Raw genomic sequence first — 23,447 nt, forward strand, 5'->3', positions numbered from 1 at the left:
TTTAATATTGCATATGCATTTTTATTAGCAGTTATCTTATGTTTTCGTTTGATAAAAAGAGTTTAATTACAAGATAAGGCCCTCACTCATAGGGCCACTCCTCCATCAATCTTTCTGCATCAGCTGCGTGTCCATCATATGGTTTCTTTGGAAGCACTGGACATGCGACTGCTTGCTGCTTTGACAAGCTGTCAGCGCTGAGTTTTCTGCTGACACCCATGGGAAGGTAAATTTTTCATTGCTTATAAATTGCATCCAATAAAAAACCCACTCAGGTGAGTGGGTTTGATTAAGCTAAAAATTCAATTTATAGAGATTTAAATCCTATCAAGACTGTAAAACATATTTAGCATTAAAGACTAAACCAGGTAATACCGTATCTGGCTTATCATTGAAGCAAACATATTTAACAACCATGCCCGAAGGGTTTACTACATTGTATTGTGTGCCTGATTTAGAAACATACACCAACGAGCCATTATCAAGTTTTTGGAGACCCGTGTTTACTACATGAGATGATTGTGTAAATGACTGTCTGACATTTCCAACTGCGACAAAATAACTACAACCTAGTTTGATAGAGGTTTCAGCTGCTTTGCGAATCGAATACTCTCTTCTTAAGTAAGGTGGTGTAGATTGATTGATTCTAGATGTAACTTCAAATACATTATCATCTATGATGGTAGCTTTAACACCCAAATTACCAGGACCGCCAGCTTCTTTGTAAGATGTAGCACAACCAGTAATTATTACAGTCAAAATAGCTATTAAAAGTATACGCATTTTAATCAACTCTTAGATTTTTAATTAGAACAGTAACTAAATTTCAATATGATAAAAAATTTACATATTTAAAATATTTTGAGATGAATTATACACTATTTTGTTAATCGAAATTGAATATTTGTAAGAGTGAAACCTCCCGAGGGAGGTTATGATAAATTCAATATCTAATCATTTAATACTTTGGATTTCTTGATCTCTTCTAGTTTAAAAATCTTGGAGTTTATTTTAACCCCATTCGAAGCATACACAACAATTGGAAGTTTACTGTTGTAACGTAGAATTGTGTTACCGCTCAGATTAACTGGAATTTCACCCATTTTGGGCATTTCAGAACAGCCCATTAGAGTTGTTACAACATCACCAATTTTACCAACTTCATAATATGGATATTGCATTCCTTCAACTACTTTTTCCGTATACTTTGCTGATCTGCTTTTAGTGTTGCAATCTTGCATTCCATCTATAGAAGCTGTAATCAAAACTCTATAATCATCTTCATTTTCTTTTGGCTCTAAGACAATCACATTCCTATTTTGATCCTTTTTAACAGGAGGATATACGTTAAGATCATTAACACCTTTATTGGCATGGGCGCTAATTGACAGAGCAAGAACACCTAAGACTAATAATATATTTTTTTTCAAAATCCGACCCTCTTATGTTAATTATTCAATGTGCTTATCAAATTCATTCTACTGAATTTTCAAACAATTGGTAAAAAAATACACCAATTCATTAATTGAATCTTGCACATTATCAATACGAGTATATAATAATGATTCTTACTTGCAAGTTAGAATAATTATCATTACCAAATAAAACCAGAGGTAAATCATGAAAAAATTTCGCACAATTCTCACTGTAGCTCTATTTAGTTCTTTATTTTCTAATGCAGTCTTTGCAGATCATAATAACTGTAAAGGTATGCCTAACGGGCCATTACCACCTTTAGGTACATGTAATTGCCAAAATGAAGAAATGACCTGTAGCGCTCGCTAGTAATATAGTTGATTGGGAATTTCCGAGCCTTTCTCAATCAACATTATTTATTATATTATTAAATATGATGGCATTAAAAAACCTCCCGAGGGAGGTTTTAACAGTCGATCTTACCCATAGCCATTCCATTCGAATTGATAATTGAAAAATCAAAATCACAAGAAACAGTAATATCTAATGAAGATACATGTTTAAAAAGTTTCTTTAAGATATCAATTACATTATGAATGTTTGGGTTTGGATTTTTAATTTCACTCTTAAGCTGTTCTTCAAATAGACTGGTATCAATCTTGCCTATCATTATTGATACTCCGTCTTCTTCTAAAGCTCTCATCTCATAATTTTTAGCAGATAAAGTGACTGCCCTAAATCCACTAGAAGTGCCATATATCAATGCAAAATTAGAAGTATTAATCCACTGCTGATGGATTGAACTATTTTGAATAACTAATCTTAAGTAATCTGCAATTTCATCAGCACTATTGATTGTATTTTTTGCTGCAAAATCTTTAACATTTTCTAGTAAGGGGGCATAGCCACTTCCTGCTATATAACCACCATTCCAAGTGTAAATTTTATCTACCTCGTCCGATACAACATGACTGACTTCACTTCCATTCTTCCAAACTGCTCGTTTATCTGCTGCAAGGATTACTCCATCTTTATAATTTATTAGTACGAGCATTGTCACTTTTAAAGTCTCTCAAAATTTCTATTTATAAAAAAATAATACCTCACAATTGCCTCACAATGAGCTATTATCACAATAAATTATTATTTATTTTGAAATAAGATGAATACCTTACATGATATGCATGATAAAAAAGGCACTCCAGATCTTTCTCACTGGCGGACAGTCAAGATTTTCACAATCGCTGAAGCAAGTCTTCTTACTGCTGGCTTTGACCCACTTGAATACAGTAACCATTCAGACTATCACTTGTTCGAGGATTTAAGAAATAATAAACCCCTTCATTGGCAACATGTTTTGATGTTGATTAGATCTATTACAGAAGCTATATGCACTCATGAAATCAAATCCCCATATATTAATGTTCAATGTAGTGACATAAATAGCACATGGGATGATGTTATTGAACAAGCAAAAATAAGTATTGATGACGCGAAAGATGTTATTTACACAACAACTAAAATACATAGAGATGAATTATATAAATGGTTAAATAAAAATGGGTTTATAAGGTCGCTATCACCCCAAAAAGACAAGCATGTTACTACTGTAAATAATATAGAAAAAACTATAAATAACAATGACACTTTGCTATTACCCCAAATTAATTACAGTACACCTGCTATTAATGCAGCCATAGCAGTTATTAAGGAGTTTTGGGAAGATTACAATCCAAATGGTGACCAACCACCACCTAAGCAAGATTATGTAAAACAATGGTTGTCTGATAATCATCCTGAAATAGAATCAAATATTTTAAGGGAGGCTATTGATAAAATATGTCGCCATCCTGAAGCAAAAAATGGCGGAAATAGTAAAATAAAACAAAAGCCATAACCCTATAAAAAAAATATATTTCAATTACTTATATTAGGGTGATAGCGATATTTTATTAATACCATTACCCCTTTGACTATTCCTGACCCCAATAAAGCTTTGGTTTACTAGCCTCATCAACACAACTCGATGAGGCTTTTTTATGAATTATCATTTATCAGGATTCTGTTTTTTTCTTGCATTAATTAATTCAACTAGAAAGTTGGATGTGGAATTAACCTCCATCCCTGGCACCAATCTTTCTAAAACGTTAATAAAAATATCTAACTCATTTGCTGTATTAGAAGATTGGTTAAAGCTTTTTTCTAATCGATCTACAATTTCAGCATTCATTGAACGATTGTTAGCTTTTGCTGTATCAGTAATCAACTCTCGAAATTCAGGTGAAACTCGAACTTTTAGCGTTACCACCTTGTTATCGTCATCACTCATAAAAGCCACCCAAAATAATTTTGATAATAACCCCATAATGGGTATTGACCAATAACCCCAAAATGGGTACATTAGTCAAATACCCCAAAATGGGGACAAGGAGAAACCATGAAATCCACTGAAATTGTTTATGTGAAAGTTCGCTTAAATGCTGAGCTTCATAAGAAACTTAAAACCAAAGGGCAACAAGAGGAACGCTCAATGAACTATCTAATCAACAAAGCTGTTGAAGCATTTTTAAACCCAACCAAAGGAGTAGGAGCATGAGCAATCTATCTATTTTTAACTTCAATCAAAATGAAGTGCGTACCATTGTAAGAGATGGTGGTGATATTTGGTTTGTGGCATCAGATGTTTGTAAAGCTTTGGAAATTGGCAATACAACTGATGTTTTGCGCAGATTAGATGCTGATGAGGTGGCCCTAGTTTCAATCGAGGGTCGCACACCAACAGGTGGAATCTTTGAAACCCCTACAAATATTGTTAACGAATCGGGCTTGTATTCATTGGTTTTAGGTAGTCGAAAACCCGAAGCTAAGTCTTTTAAAAAATGGATCACTTCTGTAGTTCTACCAAGCATTCGTAAAAATGGTGGCTATATTGCTGGTCAAGAGAATGACGACCCTGAGTTAATAATGGCTAAGGCTTTGCAAGTTGCTAATAATGTGATTATTCGAAAGACTCAAGAATTACAGCAAGCGCTAACTGAACGTGATCATGCCATCGAAACAAAAGCCCATATCAGTGATAAGAAAACTGCAACAGCTATGGCTACCGCATCCGCTAAGAGTCGACAAGCAGAAGCATTAAAAGAACAGTTGGGCGAATCTAAAAATTACGCATCAATTAAAGCTGTAGAAATTAAGACAGGTGGAAAATATGGATGGCACAAATTGAAAAAATGGTGCGAAGCTAAGGGCGAGAAAATTAAAGATATTGCTGATCCAAATTTTGGAACTGTAAAGATTTATCCAAGGGAAGCTTGGGAAGCTGTTTACGGGATAAAACTTAATTCTATTTTTCAGGCATAACATGAACAATATTTCAGACACAAAAAAACCTTGTCCGAGTACCAATCTAAACAAGGTTTATCTGTGTCCCAAAGGACTAACAACTATGCACACTATAGCACCACCGGAACCAGAACCACAAGACCCACCAAATAAACAGTTCAGGAAAGACAATATGCAAGCTGATCTTCAAGCAACAGCAAGTAAATTCGATGAAATGGCGAACCTATTTTCTGTGATCAAAACATTACTGGATCAAAAATCTCCACATGCAGCTTCTCAGGTTAAACAACTAGCTGAGACTGGTATGTATGTATGCGAGGATTGGTCTGATCAAATAATGCAGATTGAACGGAAGATAATAACGGATTCAAATGTTTATTTTCATTGAATTGAAAAAACCACTCTAAAGTGGTTTTTTTCTTCTGATCTATAAATGCCGCATTACAATGAAGAGATTTTATTTTTAGCATCCCCCATTGCCTCTTGAAAGTTTTTATTAATTTTATGTTTTAAATTTATTTGATCGCTTAGATCATGGCGATTTGAGTCAAACAAATCTAGACCAAAATCTGCTCTAAAACCTTTGTATATAGTCCCAATCAGTCCAGAAATATTGTCAAAGTAGTCCAGCAAGTACATCGCTAATTTTTGTTGCTCATGAAATAATTGCTTTACCTTTTCTGTCATCTCGGCGCTAAGCATTTGTCCCAATCTATTGTTATTTAAATATTCTAATTTAGCTTCTGCTGCTGCTTTGGCGTTATAGGATTTAGCGCCTCCCTCTTCAAACCATTCGACCTTTTGACCTATAACCTTAATTCTTTCAACAAGCTCATTTAATTCCCTTTCCTTTTCAAGAAGTGCTTCCTTTTCAGTTAAAATATAATTTATGAGATAACGGAAATGAGCACTTAAATCTGCCACTTTTATAGATATATCCATATCGCTTATTAATTCTAATTTTTTCAACTTTTTTGTTTGTATACGATGAAATTCATTAAACTTATCCAGTGATGATGCAGTTGCTATCCCACCTAACATTGCCTCGAAGTCAACAATTGAATCAACTGCTTCTAAATAGATTTCTTTCCTAAGGTTAAATTTTCTTTCACGATCCTTATCCAATAAATCAAAATTGATTTTTTTATCACTATTTTTTGAGTTGTAATAGTTCGTGATAATTACACCACCCAAAGCTCCAAGCATGCCTAGCAGACCAGTGATTAACGCTGAATTTAATTGAAGGAATGTAGAGATACCATTCATTGTTGACCTTAGTATTTTTCATAGTCTTTAATTTATATCGTTTGTAGCATTAAAAAACCACCCGAAGGTGGTTAATTTAATGAATACTTACGAATAACTAAAAATAATTGAAATATACTCAACAACAAAGCTGTCAGAAAAAAATTTGAATGATCTGAAATATTTAAAAAAACATACTCAATATTATATGTAGAAATAAGTGGATAAATTAGAATTCTGAAAATGATAAACTCTGTTAAATACATTTAATCTGCATCCTTATTTTTATGGAAATTCTCCATATATTCATCTGTTATATGGTCTTCGACAATCAGCCAGTTGAGACTACCAACCCCATTATCAACAATATCAATATGATTATCACCCTGATAAACAATAACGTTTTTATTAAAAAATGATAATCTTTTTAGCAATGACGAGTCGTAAAGTCTCTCCAAAGATAACTCTATATCAGCTTTTAATGAGGTCAGGTCCTGAGTGTAATCAAGATCAAACGCTTTAATAAATTTTCCATAAACTAAACGTTTAATGCCGTTATCTAATTTAATAATCCGTAAATCTATATCAGAAGGATCCACACGGCTATCAGCGACTTTTAACCCATTATCCATAAGTTCAGTCATAGCTGTATTGATAGAAATTTCTTTATTTTCAGCATAAGCCACAATTTCATCGTATTGATTTTGCGGTATACGAATTTGAGTACGTTTCCAATCATCTTGATTCTGGGTGCGATTCTTATCGTTCATTTATAATCTCAAAATTTAATAGTTGACACTAGATTAGTATCATATTAAATTATTGTCAATGTCACTATTTTAGTGACAGTAAAAAGCCTCGATGACTTTGGACGGCTATCGAGGCTTCTATCAACTTTCTTTCAAGGAAAAGTGACATGACAAGTCTAACATTAAGTTTCAACGAAGTGAAATTTAACCCCGTTCAGCACGAACAACAAATCTGGCTTACGGCGAGTGAGTTATCCAAAGCACTTGGTTATAAACAAACAGATGCCGTATCTAAGGTGTACAACCGAAACTCGGATGAATTTACAGCAAACATGACTCAAGTAATTGAAAACCCTCACACACCCAATTTGGGCGTGCGGATATTTAGTTTGCGTGGTTGCCACCTTGTAGCTATGTTTGCTCGTACCAGTATTGCAAAATCCTTTCGCAAATGGGTACTCGACATTCTTGATAAAGAAGTCGGTCAACCAGTAGCTAAAACCCACAAATCTGAACGTGAACCTTTAACCAATGCTGTAAATCTGCTTGTGGCTAAGACCAAGCATTTAAACTATAGCGATGCTTACAAACTCGTTCACCAACGATTTAATGTAGAACACATTGAAGATATCCCATACGATGCAATTCCTGTGGCGGTTGAGTATGTTCATCACTTGATAGTTTTATTCAGCAATCAAACAAACCAACAAGAATCATTAAAACCTTGGCAAGATCAAAATGTACAGTTCTTAATGTGGTATGTTCCAAAACTAGCCAAGATTATCAAAAATGATATTTACCCGGCACTAACACTATTAAGAAGTGAACTTTCAGGGCAAGTTATAGCAATCACGCATGAAGCTTTTTGTCATGCTAATTTGTTAAACCAAATCGCCCTAAAGAATGGCATGACCCATTACACAAAATTAGGTGGTCAGCCTTTACATTCAGTTAATGGTTTTTAGCTTGAGAAATGAAAACCCGCTTAGGCGGGTTTTTTTGTTTATTCATACATTTCCATGCAACCTAAATAATATTTTGCAGAAAACTCATTTAGTTGTTCATTTTTTATAGATTGAGTGGAATAACTCGGTTGAGCATAAGCATCTCTAATTATTAGACCAACAATCTTATTCATATTCTCATCTTTATTTTTCTTGTATGCATAATCATTCCCCTCCAATGCTTTTACAAGTGGAACTCCATTCTGCTTTTGCATCATTATTGAATTAGCAAGATCCATGTACATTCGACAATTGTTTTCATGTTGATTGCCATTAAGTGGTTGCTTAGGAGATGCAAAAGAGATTGTAGGCAGAAACAAACCTATTAAAATAAATATTTTTAACACTTAGTTATCCCGTTGTATTGAAGGAAATCCACTGCCATCAAGAGTTAATCTATATGATTTAACTACTTTCTCATCCACAATAGTTTCAATTTGATTACCAATTTTTTTATCTAGTGAACAAGCACCTTTACCATTTGGATCTCTACCAAATTTAAAAACTCTTTCTCCTGATGGCACATAAAATGCAGCTGACTCTTTTGGTGCAAAACGACCTGCTAAAATGCCATCCACCCAGAATCCGTAATAACAAGCACTCGCCACAAAACCAGAATCACGTGTGACAATAATCTTTGCATTATTTACATCAGTTAAGGATTTAAAAGCAAGCTTTCGATCATCTGGTAGCTCTTTTCGTTTGACATCATCTACTGGTAAAGTAGAACATGCAGTTAAAAATAAACATGAAAACAGCAATCCTATAAATTTATTATTCATACCAAATGACTCCTTAAAGTCCTGATAAAATATCAATTAAAAAGAGAAAAAGCCACCATAGTGGCTAACTCCCCAACCTCATCGACCTCTTTTAAGGTTATCAATAACACCACCTTGCGATGTCGCCATTTTCCATGATTTATTAATCATAGCTTGCGTTTCAGCCCTGTTTTGCTTCTTAATTTCTTCGATTATTACTGTTAGCTCTTTTCCATCCCAAGAAGCAGTTGCTTCAACTTTATTTGAAACACTGTTGTAAATATTTATGGTTGGAACATTAGTGCCAGCATTTCTCTGCCGAATCGAATCAAACTGACTTCTTTCTACATCAGCATTATTTATCCGAGAAAATCCAACTAAACCGCCATCTTTAAATTTTTGAACATTTAAATCTGGTTGAGTAGAACCTAAGTAGTGAGATTTCATGCCAAGATATTCACGCTGAAATGGTATCTCACCCGTCTGATTCATGTAATTTAAAGCAACTAGACCAATTTTAGAGGCAGCATACTGACGCATCATAAACTCGCCATTGGAGGCCATAATTGGAATATCATCACTTGTTCCAGTGCCTTTGCCTGTGATGTGTCCGCCAGTTGCAAAACCTTGAGGTGTAATAGCTTGGATCATTGCTAAGAAAGTGCCCTGATCCAAAGCTGCCTTAGCACCTGCGGCAACTTTTTGCCATACAGTACCTGGTTCTTTAGCATAAGCATCAGAAACAGATGACCATAAATTCATACCAGCTTGAGTAAGCGCAAAGCCCTGCTGCATTGCAAACATTGTTTTATATGCACCTGAGCTTTCACCAAGAATACCTTTAAACATATTTGCAAATGAACCGGTCAATTGCTGAGCTTGAGTTAATTGCAAATTCAAAGAATCAGTTTGATACTGATTTTCAATATCAATCATGCGTTTATTATGTGCAGCCCAAATTTGTTCACGAACCTCTGCCAATTTTTGTAAATCCGCTCCAGGTTCTTGCTCTTGTCTTTCAACATCAGCAATTTGTGTATCAAATAAGTTCTGTGATACACCCATTCGACTAAATCTATCTTGGCTAACTTGAAAACGTCCAGTAGATCCATTCATTTGAGACTGAACAGAGTCCCAACCTATTGATGCATCTTTTAAACGTCGATTCATATCTACTTGATTTTGGAGTTCAAGCATCTGTGTTTTAAAGGCTTTTTCTTCTGGATGATCATTATTCTCTACTAATAAGCGTCTTTCAATATCATATTTTGCTTTAACTAGTTGCAACTCAGACATATAAAATTCAGTTGATTGAAGTAATCGTTGATCTTTGGCAAGTTTAGATTTTTCAAGTTCATATGCTAATTGATCATCAATCGCTTTTTTCGCTAACGCTTTTTGAAAATCACTATACTTACTATCGGCATCGATTCTTAAAATATTAGTATCGTGGGTATATTGAAGCTTCTGTGATTCAGTATATTTGTAGCCATTGAGCTCATAATCCTGCTGCAGATCATTAAGTTTCTTTTGTGCTTCAAATCTAGTAGTTAACTGAGCTTCATAGGTTTTCTTTTCATCACCAGATAACGTCGAATTTTCACGAATCTTCTTAAGTTGTTCCTTATATTCTTGCTCCTCTTGAAGACCTTTTGACATAAATTCTTTACGGATTTTTTCAGCTTCTTCTTGCGATTTTTCAAGTAGTTTTACTTGATCATTTAAGAGAGATTCATAGTCCTTTGATTCACCTGTAAAGCCACTAATGCCTCCCATATAACCATAATAATCTTTGATGTATTGATTATTATATTTTCCAAGGTTTTTACCTTTTTGGACATTACCCTCGCCTGCATGGTAAGCACGAACAGCCTTCTCTACGTTTCCATTGAAAAGTTTTAATAGATATGAAATGTATTTTGCAGCTCCCTCTGCGGATTGAGCTAAGTTATAGCGGTCTTTGACTCCATACTGTTCACCTGTACTTTTAAGAAATTGGAAGCCACCTGCTGCACCAGAACCTTTGTTATATGCATTTGCATTTCCACGTGATTCAATCATATGAATTGCAGACAACATTCCACTAGGTAGCCCATACTTACCTTCCAATCCACTAAAGTTATACTTAGCCGCATTAGCTTTTACTTTTTCGTTGACCTGTAAGACTTTAAGCTGCTTCTCAAGCTCCTTAGTTTGATCTTTTTCAGATTTACTTGCTTCATCCGATAGTGTTTTACGCTTCTGATCTAAGACCCATAGATCATTTAAAATTTTAGCTTGCTCGGTGGTTAACTGAACATCTCTTTCGATTTTGTTCTCTTTTCGCCAATTAAGTGCAAAATCAGCAAAAGTTGAAGCTTTCTGTTTATCACCACCAATATTTTTCAATTCTCGATTATAAGTATTAATCCAATAATTATCGTCAAGCATTGATTTGTTGGCAGATTTTCGGAGTTCACTTAGTCTCTGTTCATTGGCCAATTGCTTCCGTTTCTCTTCTGTTACCTCTTTTTCAGCAGCTAAAACACCTTGATGCTGACTTAAATAAGTATTTCTAAAATCAATTTGCTTCTTAAGCTCAACGTTCACACCAGCTACTGAATTCTTGTAGCTATCCGCTTGCTTTGATTGAGCAATAAATGAATCAATTGTTTTTTGAGGAATTGGAAGATTTTCCAAAAATATCCGGGATAATTGCGTTGCTGAAATTGTTCCTTTGCTATAACTATCTAGAGCATTTTTAGCAATAATTAATTGTTTAGCTGATGCACCAGAATTTTCACTGATTTGAAGAAAGGATTCTGCTGACTTAACAATTGACTCTTTAGAGTTTGAATATGACTCATTTAAACGCTCAGACTCGTTTGTGAGCTTTGAAATTTTGTCTGCATTTTCCTCATAAACACCTGAAGCTTTAGCCATATAGCTGTTGGCTAATTCTTTCTGATAACCAAATTCACGTGCTGAACTTATACCCTCATCTAATTGAGCAAAATAACGCTGCGCACTTTTAATCTCCCCATCTGTAAATAATTTTGATTTACTCAGATTCTGAAGTGCAGCAGCTGTACTTAAACCTTCTTCCTTGATCTTTTTAAGTTGATCAAGCATTAGGTTTTGACGTTTAATTTCTTCATTACTTATTGACTCAGAATTACCTGTTACCATTCCCAATAAGCTATCTCTAGCTTTTGAAGCATCAGATTGTGATTTTTTGATTCTTTTATCAATTTCATCCATTTCTGAGATAAGTTTAGCTGCTGATAATTTACTATATTCAGCTGCAATCTCTCTAACCGATTGCTTTTGAATATTAAGAGAGTTTGTGGCTGAGTCTGTATTGTCTCTCATTAAAAGCATTGATGCGCCAACGGCCGCCACAATACCTACTAATCCCCCAGCTCCACCAAGTAATCCGAGCAAACCACGCCCAGCCCCCATTGTTGCATTATTTGCTACAGCTGATCTTGTTCTAGCTGCTGCTAAAGCATTTTCAGTGGCAGTTAATTCAGTATTAATAGCGGCTTGTTGTTGACGTAAAAGCCCCATTCTAATATCAGAATTTATTGCACCTTGATCTGAAATTTGTTTTTTCTTACGAGCTAATTCTAGTTTCAACTCTTCGATAAGTTGAGCGCGTGTAGCTTGAAGATTAACTAATTTAGCTTCTGCACCAGCCAATTCTTGTGCTGCGGCTACTTTTTCAGCTTCAATCGCTGCCCATTGGATAGCTGTTTGTTCAACTAATTGGGTAGCTTTTCCATATCCTGCAACTACACTTTTATAAAGTGCTGGAATATAAGTGCCAACCCAATAAGCACCACCGATCATAGCAATGTTGGTTACGTTGTTAAGGTTTTCTGCGAGTAAAGTTAGAGATCCTGAAATTGCATTTGCAGCCCCACTCCCTTTACCAGCCTCGCCCACAAACTTAGTGACTTCATTGGATAGTTGCGTGAATGACTGAGCAATAGTGAAATCCGTTTTGCCAAATAGCTCATTTACTGAACCACGTGCTTTTGTTAAAGCATCAACAAGTACATCACCTGTAATCTTTCCTTCTGCAGCAACTGAACGTAATTGACCTACTGTGATTCCCATACCTTGAGCAATTGCCTTTGCAAGTCCAGGCGCTTGCTCCATAACAGAGTTAAGCTCTTCACCTCTTAGAACATTGGAAGCCAAAGCTTGTGAAAATTGAACTAATGCAGCCTCTGCCGAAGCAGCTGAACCACCACTAATTGCGATTGCTTTAGCAACGGTATCAGTTAGTTCTGCAGTTTTGGCTTGAGTAATATTTAAACGCTTTGCATTGTCGGAAAAACGTTGATAGATCTGTGCAACCGAATCCCAAGCTTGTGCAGTGTTTTGAGCGATTTTGAAGGTATCGTTCATTGCAGTATTGAGTTCAGATTGGCTCTTAGTGACTAATTTAAGTTTGTTATTTAAACCAGTATAAGTATCCATCTTAGCGATCGCAGTACCAACAGTCACAACCCCAGCCAAATACCCTGCCAACTGCCTTGCTGCCACTGACATAGAGTTCATTGAAGTAGTTGCGTAATTACCAGTGCGTTCGATACTTTGTAGCTCTCGATCTAAAGCACGTGCATTACGTGCTGCTTGTTCTGAGCTAATTTCAATAATGAGTGTGCTACGTTGTTCAGCCATGACTTTTCCTTAGGCGTAAAAAAAGCGCCTAACGGCGCATTGCTGATAAACAAAACCCCAACAGCGCAAACTGTCGGGGTTTTGTTTTGGGTATAAAAAAACCGCCTTTCGACGGTCAATTAGAAAATAAAATTATTCTAGAGTTACTTTTTCCTCAATAAGGAAATAGAGCGCTTTATTGTTAAAAGGAATGATGAAAAACCTTACAAATACACCACTTGGAAGTGTCAGTTTAGCAAAATAAACATCCAATTCTCTTACCACAACATCATCACTAAAGCACCAGTCAAGATAGTCCATGATTCGAAAAGCGAGATACTTTTTACGATCTGCTGCATCAATTGTCATGCCTAATGGCTTAGTTAATAAATAGTCTTGAATTAATGTTTCAATATTAGAGTACTTAATTTTTTCGTATGTGAAATCTAATCCAACATAATTATCATAGTGTTTAAAAAAGTTGTCTTCTAATGTTAATGATGGATCATTATCAACATCAAAGATATTCAGATTTTTCTCTTTAATATCACCATCGATTTCTGCAAGACCATTTAAAAATCCTGAAAGATAACTGATTGAAGTATCTATTAATTCCATTGTGTAATCCCCTTTAATTACCTTCACACCAAACTGTATAAGCTCGTTTTAAGTCATCTTTTTTGTCATTAAGAATTTTAATTCGCTTTTGATGTCCCACGTATTTTTTAGTACCTTTTTCATTAGGATTTAAGTCACTTTTACGCCAAGTAACTGTTTCTTCCAAATCCTTGATCGCTTGTGAAATTTCATCACATGGATCATTTGGCTTCATATTACGAATCTCATCCTCACGATCATGTGAAATATTATTAGGATGAGGAGCAATGCCCGCTACTATAGCATTTGCTTCTAACTGCTGAACAATCGGTTTAGCTTTCTCTGCATCATTCTCAGCTTCATTTAAGATATCTTGAGCTGCTGCAACTGTAACTGCTTGTGCATCAGTATTGCCAGATTGGGCGTTGCTAATAATCTTTTGGGAAACTGTATCGAGTGGGAGAGTTTTTTCAGGATTTGGAATTGTTGGATAATTAGGATAAGCAGCAAGATTAAGCCTTGAAGGTAAACCCGGATTACACCAACCTACACTCCCATTAAAAGCAAATCCTTTAGGCTCTTCATAAGAAACATAAAGGTTTCCTAATGAATTTCTACATGCTGCTTCACCTGAATAAAAATATGTAGCATCTTTCGATGTTGTATATTTTCTTTCAGAATTCAAAGCATCAGGTTTGTTTTTATACTTTATTTGACTATTCGCTGGATCCATCACCCAATCTACAGCACCCAACAACTCCTCTACTGCTACTGAAAGTGCTAAACCACCAGCACCTCGAACTAATACCTTACTCACATCTTTTGCAACAGGCGCAATCAGAGCATGAGATTTCTTAGCTAGATCAGCAACATTTTTAGAGCCATTAACTAAACCAGATGCATCTAACGCAACTGGATTTGTTAATGCCCAACCATTAAGCGTTACGGCACTTGTAAAACCTGAACTCAAGGCTAAACAAATACCAGTTAAAAAAGCTAAGCTCTTTTTCATTGTGTTTCCTTTTCTTTAGACATAAAAAAAGACAGTCATCGGACTGCCTTGGGGTAAAATCGGTAATAAAAAAGCACCCTGTTTGGATGCTTTCTAGTACCTATTAATAAATTCAGTAAAACTAAGTTTGACGATTGATTTCATGTCGTTAATTACTATTCTTCATATCTGGCACTGCGTACTTTAAGTTATCTGCAACTCGGTTTGTCCAGCCTTTGCCATAAGTTCCCCAAGTGGTTAACGATGTATAGAATCGCAAACGCTCAGCAGTTAATAAAATCAAAACATCAGTCACAGATAAAGCTTTAACTGCAGCAATCGTTTTTGCACCTAAAATACCGTCATCAATGACACCAGCGACTTGTTGTAATTCTTTAACGGCTCGACTCTTTCCAGCATTCACGGCGAAATCCCATAATTGATAAACAATCGCAGGATGGAGTTGTTCAGCTCCCAGTTTGTCCCACCAATCCTTTTTATAAATTGCTTTGGCTTGTTCTAGGGTTAAGTTTTTTATGTCTAAATTCGGGTAGGTGTTGGCAGCAATACCATATTTAGTTCCTTTCAGAACTCCCTTCCCAACTTTTCCACCTGTCCAGTTACCAGGATCATTACGATCAGTTGAGTAGCCACCTTCATGGCCAATTAATCGAGCAAATGCTTTCTCAAAATTCATTTAAATATTGCTCCAAATGCTTCTTTAATCTCTGTGATGATTTCATTAAATGATTTGCCTTTTAGAAGCTGTACGGATTGATAAGCAATACCAATACAAAGCATTCCAAAAATGGCAAAAATCAACATCACAAAACCTTGTGCCATATGTGTGTAATGGGCTAAGTCATAGTATTCAATAAAAGCTGAGCCACCATACAAACTGATGGCCACGCTAAAAGTGAACTTCATAATGACGCCCATGGTGATTTTGATGCGGCCTTGAGTGTCTATATCTCCACTTAAAGTAAGTGCAAAAATAGCCCCAATAACAGCTGCAACAATTTTAAAAAGCCATGGTAGGCCTTTGATTGAAATTGGATCGTTCAATATATTTCCCCTAATTTTTGGCAATAAAAAAGCACCCGATTGGGTGCCTTAGATTTTTGATGTTTAGTAATTTGTTACGTCTAGGAACATATAGTGATGTCTACATACTCCAATTGATACGCCAGAGATATCTTCAACTTGATCAATTTTACCTGAGGTGAGCCATACAGTACCGGCTTCTATAGCGGCAACTGATGAATAAACATCTCCTTGATACCAGCTCTCCCAACCATTACTTAACCATTCAGCGCTGACATAGTAAATTCTGTTTAACGGGTATGCTGCATACTTTCGTCCTGGAGGCAAAGAGATAGTCTTACTATTTACGTACTTACCACCTTGAGTAATAGGAGTATAGTTACCCGTTTCCTGATACATCTGCTGCGGTTGCATATATCTATGATTTGCATCAAATACCAATTTGCCATTTGCATCCCAAGCTTTAAAACCAATGTTTGGAGTGTTATCTAATGGTCTACCAAATATATAGATATCTACGTAGTTAGCTTCATTATTAAGTTTATCACGTGCGTTAGGAATGTTCTGTTGGTTTGCTCCTGTAGCCATAACACGAATGGTAGTAGCAGTCATATTATAATAACAACAGCCGCATACTGAACTAAATGCTACAACAGGGTTATCAATACCTGAAACATCTATGTCATAACCCATCCACCCATAAATACCTGGTCCTGATGTCTTAATGAAATAATGCCGCTCTTTACGTATAAATGCTAAATTAAAAAATGAATCATCAATCACTTGGGTAATATCATTATTAAGCTCCAAATACGATGCCATTAATATTCTCCAACTAATACCTTGAATGACTTAGGTGCAGTAGACCATGCCGCATAAGGTATATAGTCAACTTTCAACTGAGTCCCATTCACGGTAACCGTATAGTTATAGCTCATTGGATCGTAATATGGTTCAGTATCATTGGATTCCAAAGGTATATAGTAGTAATACAACTGACCTTTCAAGGCCCTTGGTAAGGAAACAGTTTTTGTCACATCACCGGCATTAATAGTAACTTCCACTAAGACTTTTGGTATTCTTTGAGTGCCATCGAATGACACTCTCCCTTGTTCATCTTGCAACAAAATACCTGTTGGCATTACCAAACTCCTATTTTGACCCTTACGCGGTTTTGATTATCTTTAACCTCAATATATGAGCCCGTAATTGTTGTTGTGCCGTTACTATTTGAACTTGTAAAAGTTCCTAAATTAGCACTAACAGCACTCAAACTTTCAGCATGAATCTTAGTTGCTGAAATATAACCAATGTTAGCGTTATCAAGATAAAGTCCAGCAGGAACGACTGTCCCATTTGGTAAAGTCACTGGTCCTGCTTGGTAATTAAAAGCATACTTGGCTTCATTTCCTACCGATGCTGGTGCTGCAATTGCAAACTGGTCAGCGCGAATAATAAAAAGACTCTTTCCTGAACCCTCGTTAATCAATCCAATACCAGCAACGTAACCATTCACATCTGTTTTCACAGTGTACTGGGCCTTGATACCGTTAATAGACTGCAACGATTGTTGGACCAAAGCAGTGTTAGCTGTTGTGTTATCTTGCCAAGGAACAGGAGGTGCATTTCCATTATTATTCTGAACTTCACAAGCTTGCGCTCTTGTTATGAATTGGTGAGCCTCAGAACCACATTCCTGTTGTCTGAAAACTACTGCCATTGTCATAGCATTTGAAGGTGCTTGAACGTTCTGGTACAGCCTAGCAAAGTCACTTAATGTCTGTGCTGTTGAACCACCATTGTTTGCTACAATAGAAGTATTTGCTTGGTGTGTGTAGGTGTCTGTGATGTATGTACCATTCTTATCATAAAAGTATGCAAACAAAACTGTCTTACTTCTATGATTCTGTACATAACCACTGATTTGATAAAAACTGTTCCCTTTAACAGGAACACTTTGTGTGACCTCAGTGTATCCACCAACGCCCGTTTGATCTCCAGCAACATACATTGCAAGGTTTATACTTGGCTTAAACCAAGCCTCATATGCAGGGAAATTCCTAGAGCCATTCACAACTAAGTATGAGCTAAACCCGTAAACATAACTTGTTGTTGACCACCCACTGACATTTCCTAAAGAAAAGTCGGGGTTTTGCAACAAATTACCAGAACCAGTAGGTATAGCAGCAACAGTTGTACCAACCTGTGTGATTGCTTGTGAATTCGCTTCAACCCTTCCGTTAATTTGAGTCACTGCAGCATCCAGATTAGTAGTTGCCGTAGCTGTCGCATTCAACTTATTGTTGATAGAAACTGGCACTAGACTCGCATCATAACCTCTAGGTTCAATGTACTCATCACCCTCCCACCTTCCTGTAGTAACAAGTTTTGGTTCTCCGGTAAATTGGTTACAAGTCAACTCATACCAAGTACCGCCACGTAGGAATACAAATTCTTGACTTGAGTGAGTTAATTGCCCTAAAAACATTACTGGCGACTGATTGCTCTGTGTCCAAAGATAACCGAAATTTACGACTTGTCTTTCGATATCTTGTGCACCCCAACCGGATGCTCTTGCTTTCCAATGTAATGAAAGTGCAAAAGTACCACCGCCATGACTTGACCAAGGTGCGCTAAAAGCTCCAAGTGGCATCTCAAAAGCTATCTCACTGATACCTTTAGATGCTACAGGGATAAGTACAGGATAGTATGTGTTAGAGTCTAAAGCTGAAAGGTTAAGAGGAAACTTTCTACCATTAAGTGCCAGTTCAGCCTTAGCTTCAACTTGAGTAAGAGCAGTACCTTGTGAGGTAATTGAATTCCCTTGTTGTTCAACACTAGTCTTCAACTGATTCAGAGCATTAGCATCAGCCTTACCATCAATGGCACTTTGTAATCCAGTGACAGCAGAAGCATTTGCTTTAATCTCATTATCATGTCTTGTGACTGTCGCATCTAACTTAGTGACAGCAGTTGCATTGGCATTAATCAGACGTTGATCATAAGAGCCGCCATACTCAGATGGAACACCATTGATGAAAGTAAATACCTTAGACCAAACATCATTGTTAGTATTCGATGTGAACATAGCATTTACAGAGGAATACTGTGGCGCACCTTTCATAGTCATAACAATTGGCAGATTGTTTCCATACCAATTAGTTAAGTAATCATCAGAAAGCCCCCATTGTGTTTTCAACACACCTCTTACAGATTCGTACAACCCATTTACTGAGAAGCTACCAATGTGATCTGCACCCACGATTGCAATAAAAGTTCCATAAGCCAGAGAATCTAAGAAGTCTTTCATGTCAGCAACAATCTGTGCAGGCCTGCCCTCATTCTCAACACCATAGGTGTCAAAAGAACGAGTATTCACATGATCGCCATATCCATTAAATACATAGATATTTAGTCCACGACTTAGGTTAGCCAATTTCTCATTCTTTGCATTCATCAAACCATAGTGACCATTTGGATCGAACCCATTCCTAATGGTTGTCAGGGTATAGTTTTTTGTATACCCAACTTGGTTGGTTGTCTGCCCAGCTTGAGCTGTCACAGATGTGATTGCCTGACCTTGTGAAGTAAGCGTGTTACCCTGCTGTTCAACAGTTGACTTCAAAGAGTTCAATGCAGATGAATCAGCTTTGTTGTTTACAGAAGTTCTTAAATCAGTGATAGCCTCTGCGTTAGCATTTGTCTTATCACCGATTGTCGTAACTTTAGCATCCAATGTTTGAACAGCTCTTGCGGTAGCAAAATCATTGTCAGAAATACTCCAATCCGTTGGGATATTGCCTTTTTCAATGATAGGTCTACGAAGTTTATATGTACCAACAAGTCCACTAAAGCCCATGTGGAATGCAAGACCTTCTGCTTCAACAAACTTTCGTGTGTGATAGAATCTGTACCATTTGTCATATCTCAACTCTTGTCCCTTTGCCAATACAGTGGGCAAATATGACATAGAACCTTTCCAATACATTGATGGTGATTGTGGGGATGAACCTGATGTAATCATCAACTCAAAAGAGTAGATAACATCATCACCTTGATTACAATTAGTCTGGACATCGGCAAATTGATAAATATCCCAAAAGTTAGTAAACCAGTTGTTGTTGTTTTCACCAGCAATTACCGTCAACTCTTTCTTATCTTCACTGATACTGGTTGTAATATTTTCACCAGCATTTCCAGCTCCTGCCCATGTCTCAGCATCACGAAGCAAGTTCCTTGAACCAACAGATATATTGTCAACTTTAGCCTCAACCTTTGTGATTGCTTGACCTTGTGATGAAATAGTATTGCCCTGTTGCTCAACTGTAGTCTTCAACTGATTGACAGCAGAAGCATCAGCCTTGCCAGCAATCGAATTTTCAAGAGCGGTAATCGCTTGCCCTTGTGATGTAACTTTGCCATCAATGGTTGCTACTTTAGAGTCAAGCGCTGTTAAAGCAGAAGCATCGGCCTTACCTGCTAAAGTATTTTGTAAACCAGTAAGGATATTACTTTGTGAATTAACCTGATCTCCTATAGTCACTACATCATTTTTTAGATTTTGTACTATTGATGCATCAGCCTTATTCACTACAGTATTTTGTAATCCAGTGATCATACTACTTTGAGTATTAACTTGATCTCCTATAGTCACTACATCATTTTTTAGATTTTGTACTACCGACGCATCAGCTTTACCATCAATCGCTGAATCTAATGCAGTCAGCTTGGAAGTGTTGGCTTCAGTTGCCGTTGCAATCGTACTGATACTAGTTTGGACATTAGATAGTGATCCATCTATTGAAGCTTTGTAGTTGTCCAGCGTTTCAATCTGTGACTTATCAGCATCTTTACTTCGCGTAATTTCCTGAGTTAAACCATCATTCAGTGCTTTGATACCCTCTCTACGCTGTACTGTTTCCTGAGTTAAAGCATCATTCAATGCTTTGGTATCATCTCTACGCTGCGCTGTTTCTGCTGTAAGGTCGTTCGTTAACTTATCGACTTGTAAAGAAGTAGCAGTTGCAATTTTATTTACTTCTACAACTAAGTCTTTTGCCTCTGAACCCACTTCAATGCGACTAATCAAATCTTGATTTAGCTGACTATCTGTAATCTGGCCTTCGAGTAATTCAAGTACATCTTTCGCATCAGTTGTTGTTGTACTATTTGTCCAGTCGGACCAGTCACCAACATTCCCGATTCTATCGATCAAACGTGCTTGATAGAATTGAGTTAGATTTGGCTGTAGTCCTTGGATTACTGTGGTTGTGGTTGGATAAGCAAAAGAACCTAATGTAGCAATGTTAGATTTACCATCTGGTGAGACTTGAATCTCTACATAAGCCGTATCCAAAGCATTTGCTGGATAACTCCAATCCAGTTTCATACCAAATAAAATACCAGTTGCTTGGATAAACGCCACTTTAGGTGGTTTGCCCTGCTTTCCTTTTAATTCAGTCAAAATTGAATAAGTTGGTAAAGATGAAATATCAAAAGCACTAATCGCAACAACCCGCGCTTCATATTTACCTGCGTAGATACCAGCTATCTCTGCTGAATTGTTTCCAGTTAATGGTAGCTTTAACCAAGTACCATTATCTTTACGCCATTCAACTTGATACTTAGTTGCACCTTTGGCTTGTGGCCAACTGATCACCATGGTTTCAACAGACATTCCTTGCTGAACCATTTGCTCACTGGAAATGCTGACTGATTCAACAGGATCTTGAGTTGTAGGATTAATGATTGAGATCGGGCGATCATCAATAAATGCACCATGATCAATGGCATTAAATTTAGAATCAGCATGTTGTAATGCAGTAATGGTAAATTGGTGTGGCTCATCTTGTGAGATCGAAACTACACGAAATTTCATCGTCGCTAAATCTTGCGCATCAATCACCCATACATTTTGTGGGGCAACACTATCAAATGCTGATACAACAGTAACAACTCGACCAGCAATACTTGATACAACTCGTGCTTGTGCCTTTCCATTCTCGCCATTCACAACTAGACGGTCACCAGCTCGACACACCACATCATCACGATCTAAGGTGATTTGTTTTAAATCAGCACTGACTGAAGAAATACGCCCACCATTTGCACGACCAGCTAACAACTCATCAGCAAGTTCAATCACTTTACCTGGTAATGGAATATATCCATCTAACCCAACTTTAAATGTGACAGTTCGAGTTTCAAGTTGTTCTGTTTTTAAAGCCCATTGGCCCGTACGTTGTGCTTGTCCTTCTGATGTACAGCCCCATGCTTCTAGTTCTAATAAGCGTACTGCTTTAGCCTCTGCAATTGATTTTTCATCACGCACAAAAACATATTCAGTCTTATAGCGATTTTGCGGATTATCCCAAGCCACTTTGACTGCATTATGCCGATCACGTGCACGCGTACCGGTGTAATTGATACCAAGAACACCATCAATAATATTGGCAGATGTGTATGTAAAAATAGCATCTTGAGGTACATCAGCCTCACATACGATCGATGCACCATCCCAATAACTGATTGCACGAAATAAACCTGCAAGTTTGCTTAAAATATCGAAAGCAGATTCGGCACTTTGAATATACACATTACAAGTGAACCGTGGCTCTTGACCGCCTTTGCCATTCGGTACCAGCTGATCACAATATTGTGCTAAACGATACAACGACCATTTATCAATCATTTGCTCGGTTAAACGGTTGCCAAGTGCGTATCGCTTATTGGTGCATAGATCATAGTAAATCCAAGCTGGATTATTACTATAAGCACGCTTAAATAGACCATCCCATATCCCGATGTATGTTCTACTTACTGGATCATAGTTGCTTGGTACTTTGATCTTTACACCCTTTAGATCAACAGCAATTTTGGCAATATTCGAGAATGTTTCAGCATCATATTGCACGCCAATCAATGCAGTATTTGGGTAGGCAAGTTTAAGATCGACAACTTCAGTAATGGCTTGAATATACATCTTATCGCTGACATATTCAGAGCTTGAATTCGGTGTATTACGTGTGACGCGAATCAACCAATTATTATTGGCTTTTGGTAAGCCGATACGATGGGTACGTTCATAATTTGCTGAAGTTTTTCCTGACATTTGAGTATCAAGCATTAACTCCCATGATCCCCCATCAGTCTGCACTTCAATCAAGTAATCAATAACAATACCTGAAACATCGCCATTACTTGGGTCTTGCTGTTTTAAAGCCCCAAAACGCACTCTTACAATCACGGCATCGAGATTAAGATTGGTAATCCCTTTAACCCAAGGTGTATCACTTTTAAGTTCAACACCAACAGCAGTTTCAGAAGCAATGCTTTCAAAACCTTCCATGTATGCCTGATCATTGGTACCTGAGCGAAAATCTAGAGTGACATCTTGAAAGTTTCTTGCACCACTATCGTTTTCAACTGGTGTGTCATCAAGGAAGATTGACTTAAAGCCATTTGCTAAGCCCTCAACTTCGCCCTCACTCATGCCATATTGTAAACGTGCATAGGTTTTTGAAGCGGTTGTATCATTTGCAACTTTGGGTTGTCTTTGGTTTTTGCTACCGCCTTTTGCGCCTTTTACTGTTTTAAGCATACTTTTTCCCACACAATAAAAAAGCGCTTAATGCGCTTATATTCTTAA

General features: G+C 36.8%; 21 protein-coding genes. 5 read left to right on the plus strand and 16 right to left on the minus strand.

The window, feature by feature from the left end; genetic code table 11:
• Nucleotides 1-327 precede the first annotated feature (327 nt).
• From AC07WY_RS08790 to AC07WY_RS08800, 3 genes are all read right to left on the minus strand, one after another.
• On the minus strand, nt 328-783 hold the full coding sequence (locus tag AC07WY_RS08790; protein WP_494736178.1) for a hypothetical protein: 456 nt from the start codon (nt 781-783) through the stop codon (nt 328-330).
• A 167-nt stretch (nt 784-950) separates the two neighbouring features.
• Nucleotides 951-1,430: an ecotin family protein gene (locus tag AC07WY_RS08795; RefSeq protein WP_494736179.1), complete on the minus strand. Its 480-nt coding sequence runs from the start codon at nt 1,428-1,430 to the stop codon at nt 951-953.
• Between the two features lie 452 nt (nt 1,431-1,882).
• Nucleotides 1,883-2,470, minus strand: a complete 588-nt coding sequence (locus tag AC07WY_RS08800) for an Ntn hydrolase family protein (protein ID WP_494736180.1) — start codon at nt 2,468-2,470, stop codon at nt 1,883-1,885.
• A 108-nt stretch (nt 2,471-2,578) separates the two neighbouring features.
• Here AC07WY_RS08800 and AC07WY_RS08805 point away from each other — a divergent pair, with 108 nt between their 5' ends.
• Nucleotides 2,579-3,313, plus strand: coding sequence for a hypothetical protein (locus tag AC07WY_RS08805; RefSeq protein WP_494736181.1), 735 nt, complete (start codon nt 2,579-2,581; stop codon nt 3,311-3,313).
• 150 nt (nt 3,314-3,463) lie between these two features.
• Here AC07WY_RS08805 and AC07WY_RS08810 read toward each other — a convergent pair whose 3' ends face one another.
• Nucleotides 3,464-3,745 (minus strand): Arc family DNA-binding protein, encoded by a 282-nt coding sequence (locus AC07WY_RS08810; RefSeq protein ID WP_494736182.1) that lies wholly within the window; start codon nt 3,743-3,745, stop codon nt 3,464-3,466.
• A 108-nt stretch (nt 3,746-3,853) separates the two neighbouring features.
• Here AC07WY_RS08810 and AC07WY_RS08815 point away from each other — a divergent pair, with 108 nt between their 5' ends.
• The 3 genes from AC07WY_RS08815 (at nt 3,854) to AC07WY_RS08825 (ending at nt 5,146) form a co-directional block, all read left to right on the plus strand.
• Nucleotides 3,854-4,012 (plus strand): toxin-antitoxin system HicB family antitoxin, encoded by a 159-nt coding sequence (locus AC07WY_RS08815; protein WP_494736183.1) that lies wholly within the window; start codon nt 3,854-3,856, stop codon nt 4,010-4,012.
• Nucleotides 4,009-4,776 (plus strand): BRO-N domain-containing protein, encoded by a 768-nt coding sequence (locus AC07WY_RS08820; RefSeq protein WP_494736184.1) that lies wholly within the window; start codon nt 4,009-4,011, stop codon nt 4,774-4,776. The genes AC07WY_RS08815 and AC07WY_RS08820 overlap by 4 nt, the downstream gene beginning before the upstream one ends.
• Nucleotides 4,777-4,861: 85 nt before the next feature.
• Nucleotides 4,862-5,146, plus strand: a complete 285-nt coding sequence (locus AC07WY_RS08825) for a hypothetical protein (RefSeq protein ID WP_494736185.1) — start codon at nt 4,862-4,864, stop codon at nt 5,144-5,146.
• 53 nt (nt 5,147-5,199) lie between these two features.
• Here the strand turns inward: AC07WY_RS08825 and AC07WY_RS08830 are convergent, their stop codons facing one another.
• Together AC07WY_RS08830 and AC07WY_RS08835 are read right to left on the minus strand one after the other, a co-directional pair.
• Complete coding sequence (locus AC07WY_RS08830) at nt 5,200-6,024, minus strand: hypothetical protein (RefSeq protein WP_494736186.1); 825 nt, start codon at nt 6,022-6,024, stop codon at nt 5,200-5,202.
• A gap of 245 nt (nt 6,025-6,269) precedes the next feature.
• Complete coding sequence (locus AC07WY_RS08835; RefSeq protein WP_494736187.1) at nt 6,270-6,773, minus strand: Arc family DNA-binding protein; 504 nt, start codon at nt 6,771-6,773, stop codon at nt 6,270-6,272.
• A gap of 146 nt (nt 6,774-6,919) precedes the next feature.
• Between AC07WY_RS08835 and AC07WY_RS08840 the strand changes: the two genes are divergently transcribed.
• The gene (locus AC07WY_RS08840) at nt 6,920-7,717 is read left to right on the plus strand and encodes a BRO-N domain-containing protein (protein WP_494736188.1); all 798 of its coding nucleotides are present in this window, start codon (nt 6,920-6,922) and stop codon (nt 7,715-7,717) included.
• A gap of 38 nt (nt 7,718-7,755) precedes the next feature.
• Here AC07WY_RS08840 and AC07WY_RS08845 read toward each other — a convergent pair whose 3' ends face one another.
• The 10 genes from AC07WY_RS08845 to AC07WY_RS08890 all read right to left on the minus strand — a co-directional run bounded on the left by AC07WY_RS08845 (nt 7,756) and on the right by AC07WY_RS08890 (nt 23,399).
• Nucleotides 7,756-8,103 (minus strand): hypothetical protein, encoded by a 348-nt coding sequence (locus AC07WY_RS08845; protein ID WP_327857622.1) that lies wholly within the window; start codon nt 8,101-8,103, stop codon nt 7,756-7,758.
• Nucleotides 8,104-8,538 (minus strand): hypothetical protein, encoded by a 435-nt coding sequence (locus AC07WY_RS08850; RefSeq protein ID WP_327857623.1) that lies wholly within the window; start codon nt 8,536-8,538, stop codon nt 8,104-8,106.
• 78 nt (nt 8,539-8,616) lie between these two features.
• Nucleotides 8,617-13,188, minus strand: coding sequence for a tape measure protein (locus tag AC07WY_RS08855; RefSeq protein WP_494736189.1), 4,572 nt, complete (start codon nt 13,186-13,188; stop codon nt 8,617-8,619).
• Between the two features lie 132 nt (nt 13,189-13,320).
• The gene (locus AC07WY_RS08860; RefSeq protein WP_494736190.1) at nt 13,321-13,785 is read right to left on the minus strand and encodes a PDDEXK family nuclease; all 465 of its coding nucleotides are present in this window, start codon (nt 13,783-13,785) and stop codon (nt 13,321-13,323) included.
• Nucleotides 13,786-13,798: 13 nt separating this feature from the next.
• Nucleotides 13,799-14,776: a hypothetical protein gene (locus tag AC07WY_RS08865; protein ID WP_494736191.1), complete on the minus strand. Its 978-nt coding sequence runs from the start codon at nt 14,774-14,776 to the stop codon at nt 13,799-13,801.
• A 148-nt stretch (nt 14,777-14,924) separates the two neighbouring features.
• Nucleotides 14,925-15,452, minus strand: coding sequence for a glycoside hydrolase family 108 protein (locus AC07WY_RS08870; RefSeq protein WP_494736192.1), 528 nt, complete (start codon nt 15,450-15,452; stop codon nt 14,925-14,927).
• The gene (locus tag AC07WY_RS08875) at nt 15,449-15,820 is read right to left on the minus strand and encodes a hypothetical protein (protein ID WP_303578003.1); all 372 of its coding nucleotides are present in this window, start codon (nt 15,818-15,820) and stop codon (nt 15,449-15,451) included. Before AC07WY_RS08875 ends, AC07WY_RS08870 begins: the two co-directional genes overlap by 4 nt.
• Nucleotides 15,821-15,883: 63 nt before the next feature.
• Nucleotides 15,884-16,621 (minus strand): hypothetical protein, encoded by a 738-nt coding sequence (locus tag AC07WY_RS08880; protein ID WP_303578004.1) that lies wholly within the window; start codon nt 16,619-16,621, stop codon nt 15,884-15,886.
• The gene (locus tag AC07WY_RS08885) at nt 16,621-16,941 is read right to left on the minus strand and encodes a hypothetical protein (protein WP_303578005.1); all 321 of its coding nucleotides are present in this window, start codon (nt 16,939-16,941) and stop codon (nt 16,621-16,623) included. The genes AC07WY_RS08880 and AC07WY_RS08885 overlap by 1 nt, the downstream gene beginning before the upstream one ends.
• Nucleotides 16,941-23,399, minus strand: coding sequence for a TipJ family phage tail tip protein (locus tag AC07WY_RS08890; RefSeq protein ID WP_494736193.1), 6,459 nt, complete (start codon nt 23,397-23,399; stop codon nt 16,941-16,943). The genes AC07WY_RS08885 and AC07WY_RS08890 overlap by 1 nt, the downstream gene beginning before the upstream one ends.
• Nucleotides 23,400-23,447: the final 48 nt, after the last annotated feature.

The sequence above is a fragment of the Acinetobacter sp. GW821-FHT01C12 genome (assembly GCF_059422625.1).

Coding starts and splice junctions, on each gene's coding strand:
- AC07WY_RS08865 (WP_494736191.1), bottom strand. CDS start 14,776: ATGAAAAAGAGCTTAGCTTTTTTAACTGGTATTTGTTTAGCCTTGAGT.
- AC07WY_RS08820 (WP_494736184.1), top strand. CDS start 4,009: ATGAGCAATCTATCTATTTTTAACTTCAATCAAAATGAAGTGCGTACC.
- AC07WY_RS08880 (WP_303578004.1), bottom strand. CDS start 16,621: ATGGCATCGTATTTGGAGCTTAATAATGATATTACCCAAGTGATTGAT.
- AC07WY_RS08805 (WP_494736181.1), top strand. CDS start 2,579: ATGAATACCTTACATGATATGCATGATAAAAAAGGCACTCCAGATCTT.
- AC07WY_RS08870 (WP_494736192.1), bottom strand. CDS start 15,452: ATGAATTTTGAGAAAGCATTTGCTCGATTAATTGGCCATGAAGGTGGC.
- AC07WY_RS08790 (WP_494736178.1), bottom strand. CDS start 783: ATGCGTATACTTTTAATAGCTATTTTGACTGTAATAATTACTGGTTGT.
- AC07WY_RS08890 (WP_494736193.1), bottom strand. CDS start 23,399: ATGCTTAAAACAGTAAAAGGCGCAAAAGGCGGTAGCAAAAACCAAAGA.
- AC07WY_RS08850 (WP_327857623.1), bottom strand. CDS start 8,538: ATGAATAATAAATTTATAGGATTGCTGTTTTCATGTTTATTTTTAACT.
- AC07WY_RS08855 (WP_494736189.1), bottom strand. CDS start 13,188: ATGGCTGAACAACGTAGCACACTCATTATTGAAATTAGCTCAGAACAA.
- AC07WY_RS08835 (WP_494736187.1), bottom strand. CDS start 6,773: ATGAACGATAAGAATCGCACCCAGAATCAAGATGATTGGAAACGTACT.
- AC07WY_RS08825 (WP_494736185.1), top strand. CDS start 4,862: ATGCACACTATAGCACCACCGGAACCAGAACCACAAGACCCACCAAAT.
- AC07WY_RS08860 (WP_494736190.1), bottom strand. CDS start 13,785: ATGGAATTAATAGATACTTCAATCAGTTATCTTTCAGGATTTTTAAAT.
- AC07WY_RS08810 (WP_494736182.1), bottom strand. CDS start 3,745: ATGAGTGATGACGATAACAAGGTGGTAACGCTAAAAGTTCGAGTTTCA.
- AC07WY_RS08815 (WP_494736183.1), top strand. CDS start 3,854: ATGAAATCCACTGAAATTGTTTATGTGAAAGTTCGCTTAAATGCTGAG.
- AC07WY_RS08830 (WP_494736186.1), bottom strand. CDS start 6,024: ATGAATGGTATCTCTACATTCCTTCAATTAAATTCAGCGTTAATCACT.
- AC07WY_RS08885 (WP_303578005.1), bottom strand. CDS start 16,941: ATGCCAACAGGTATTTTGTTGCAAGATGAACAAGGGAGAGTGTCATTC.
- AC07WY_RS08840 (WP_494736188.1), top strand. CDS start 6,920: ATGACAAGTCTAACATTAAGTTTCAACGAAGTGAAATTTAACCCCGTT.
- AC07WY_RS08800 (WP_494736180.1), bottom strand. CDS start 2,470: ATGCTCGTACTAATAAATTATAAAGATGGAGTAATCCTTGCAGCAGAT.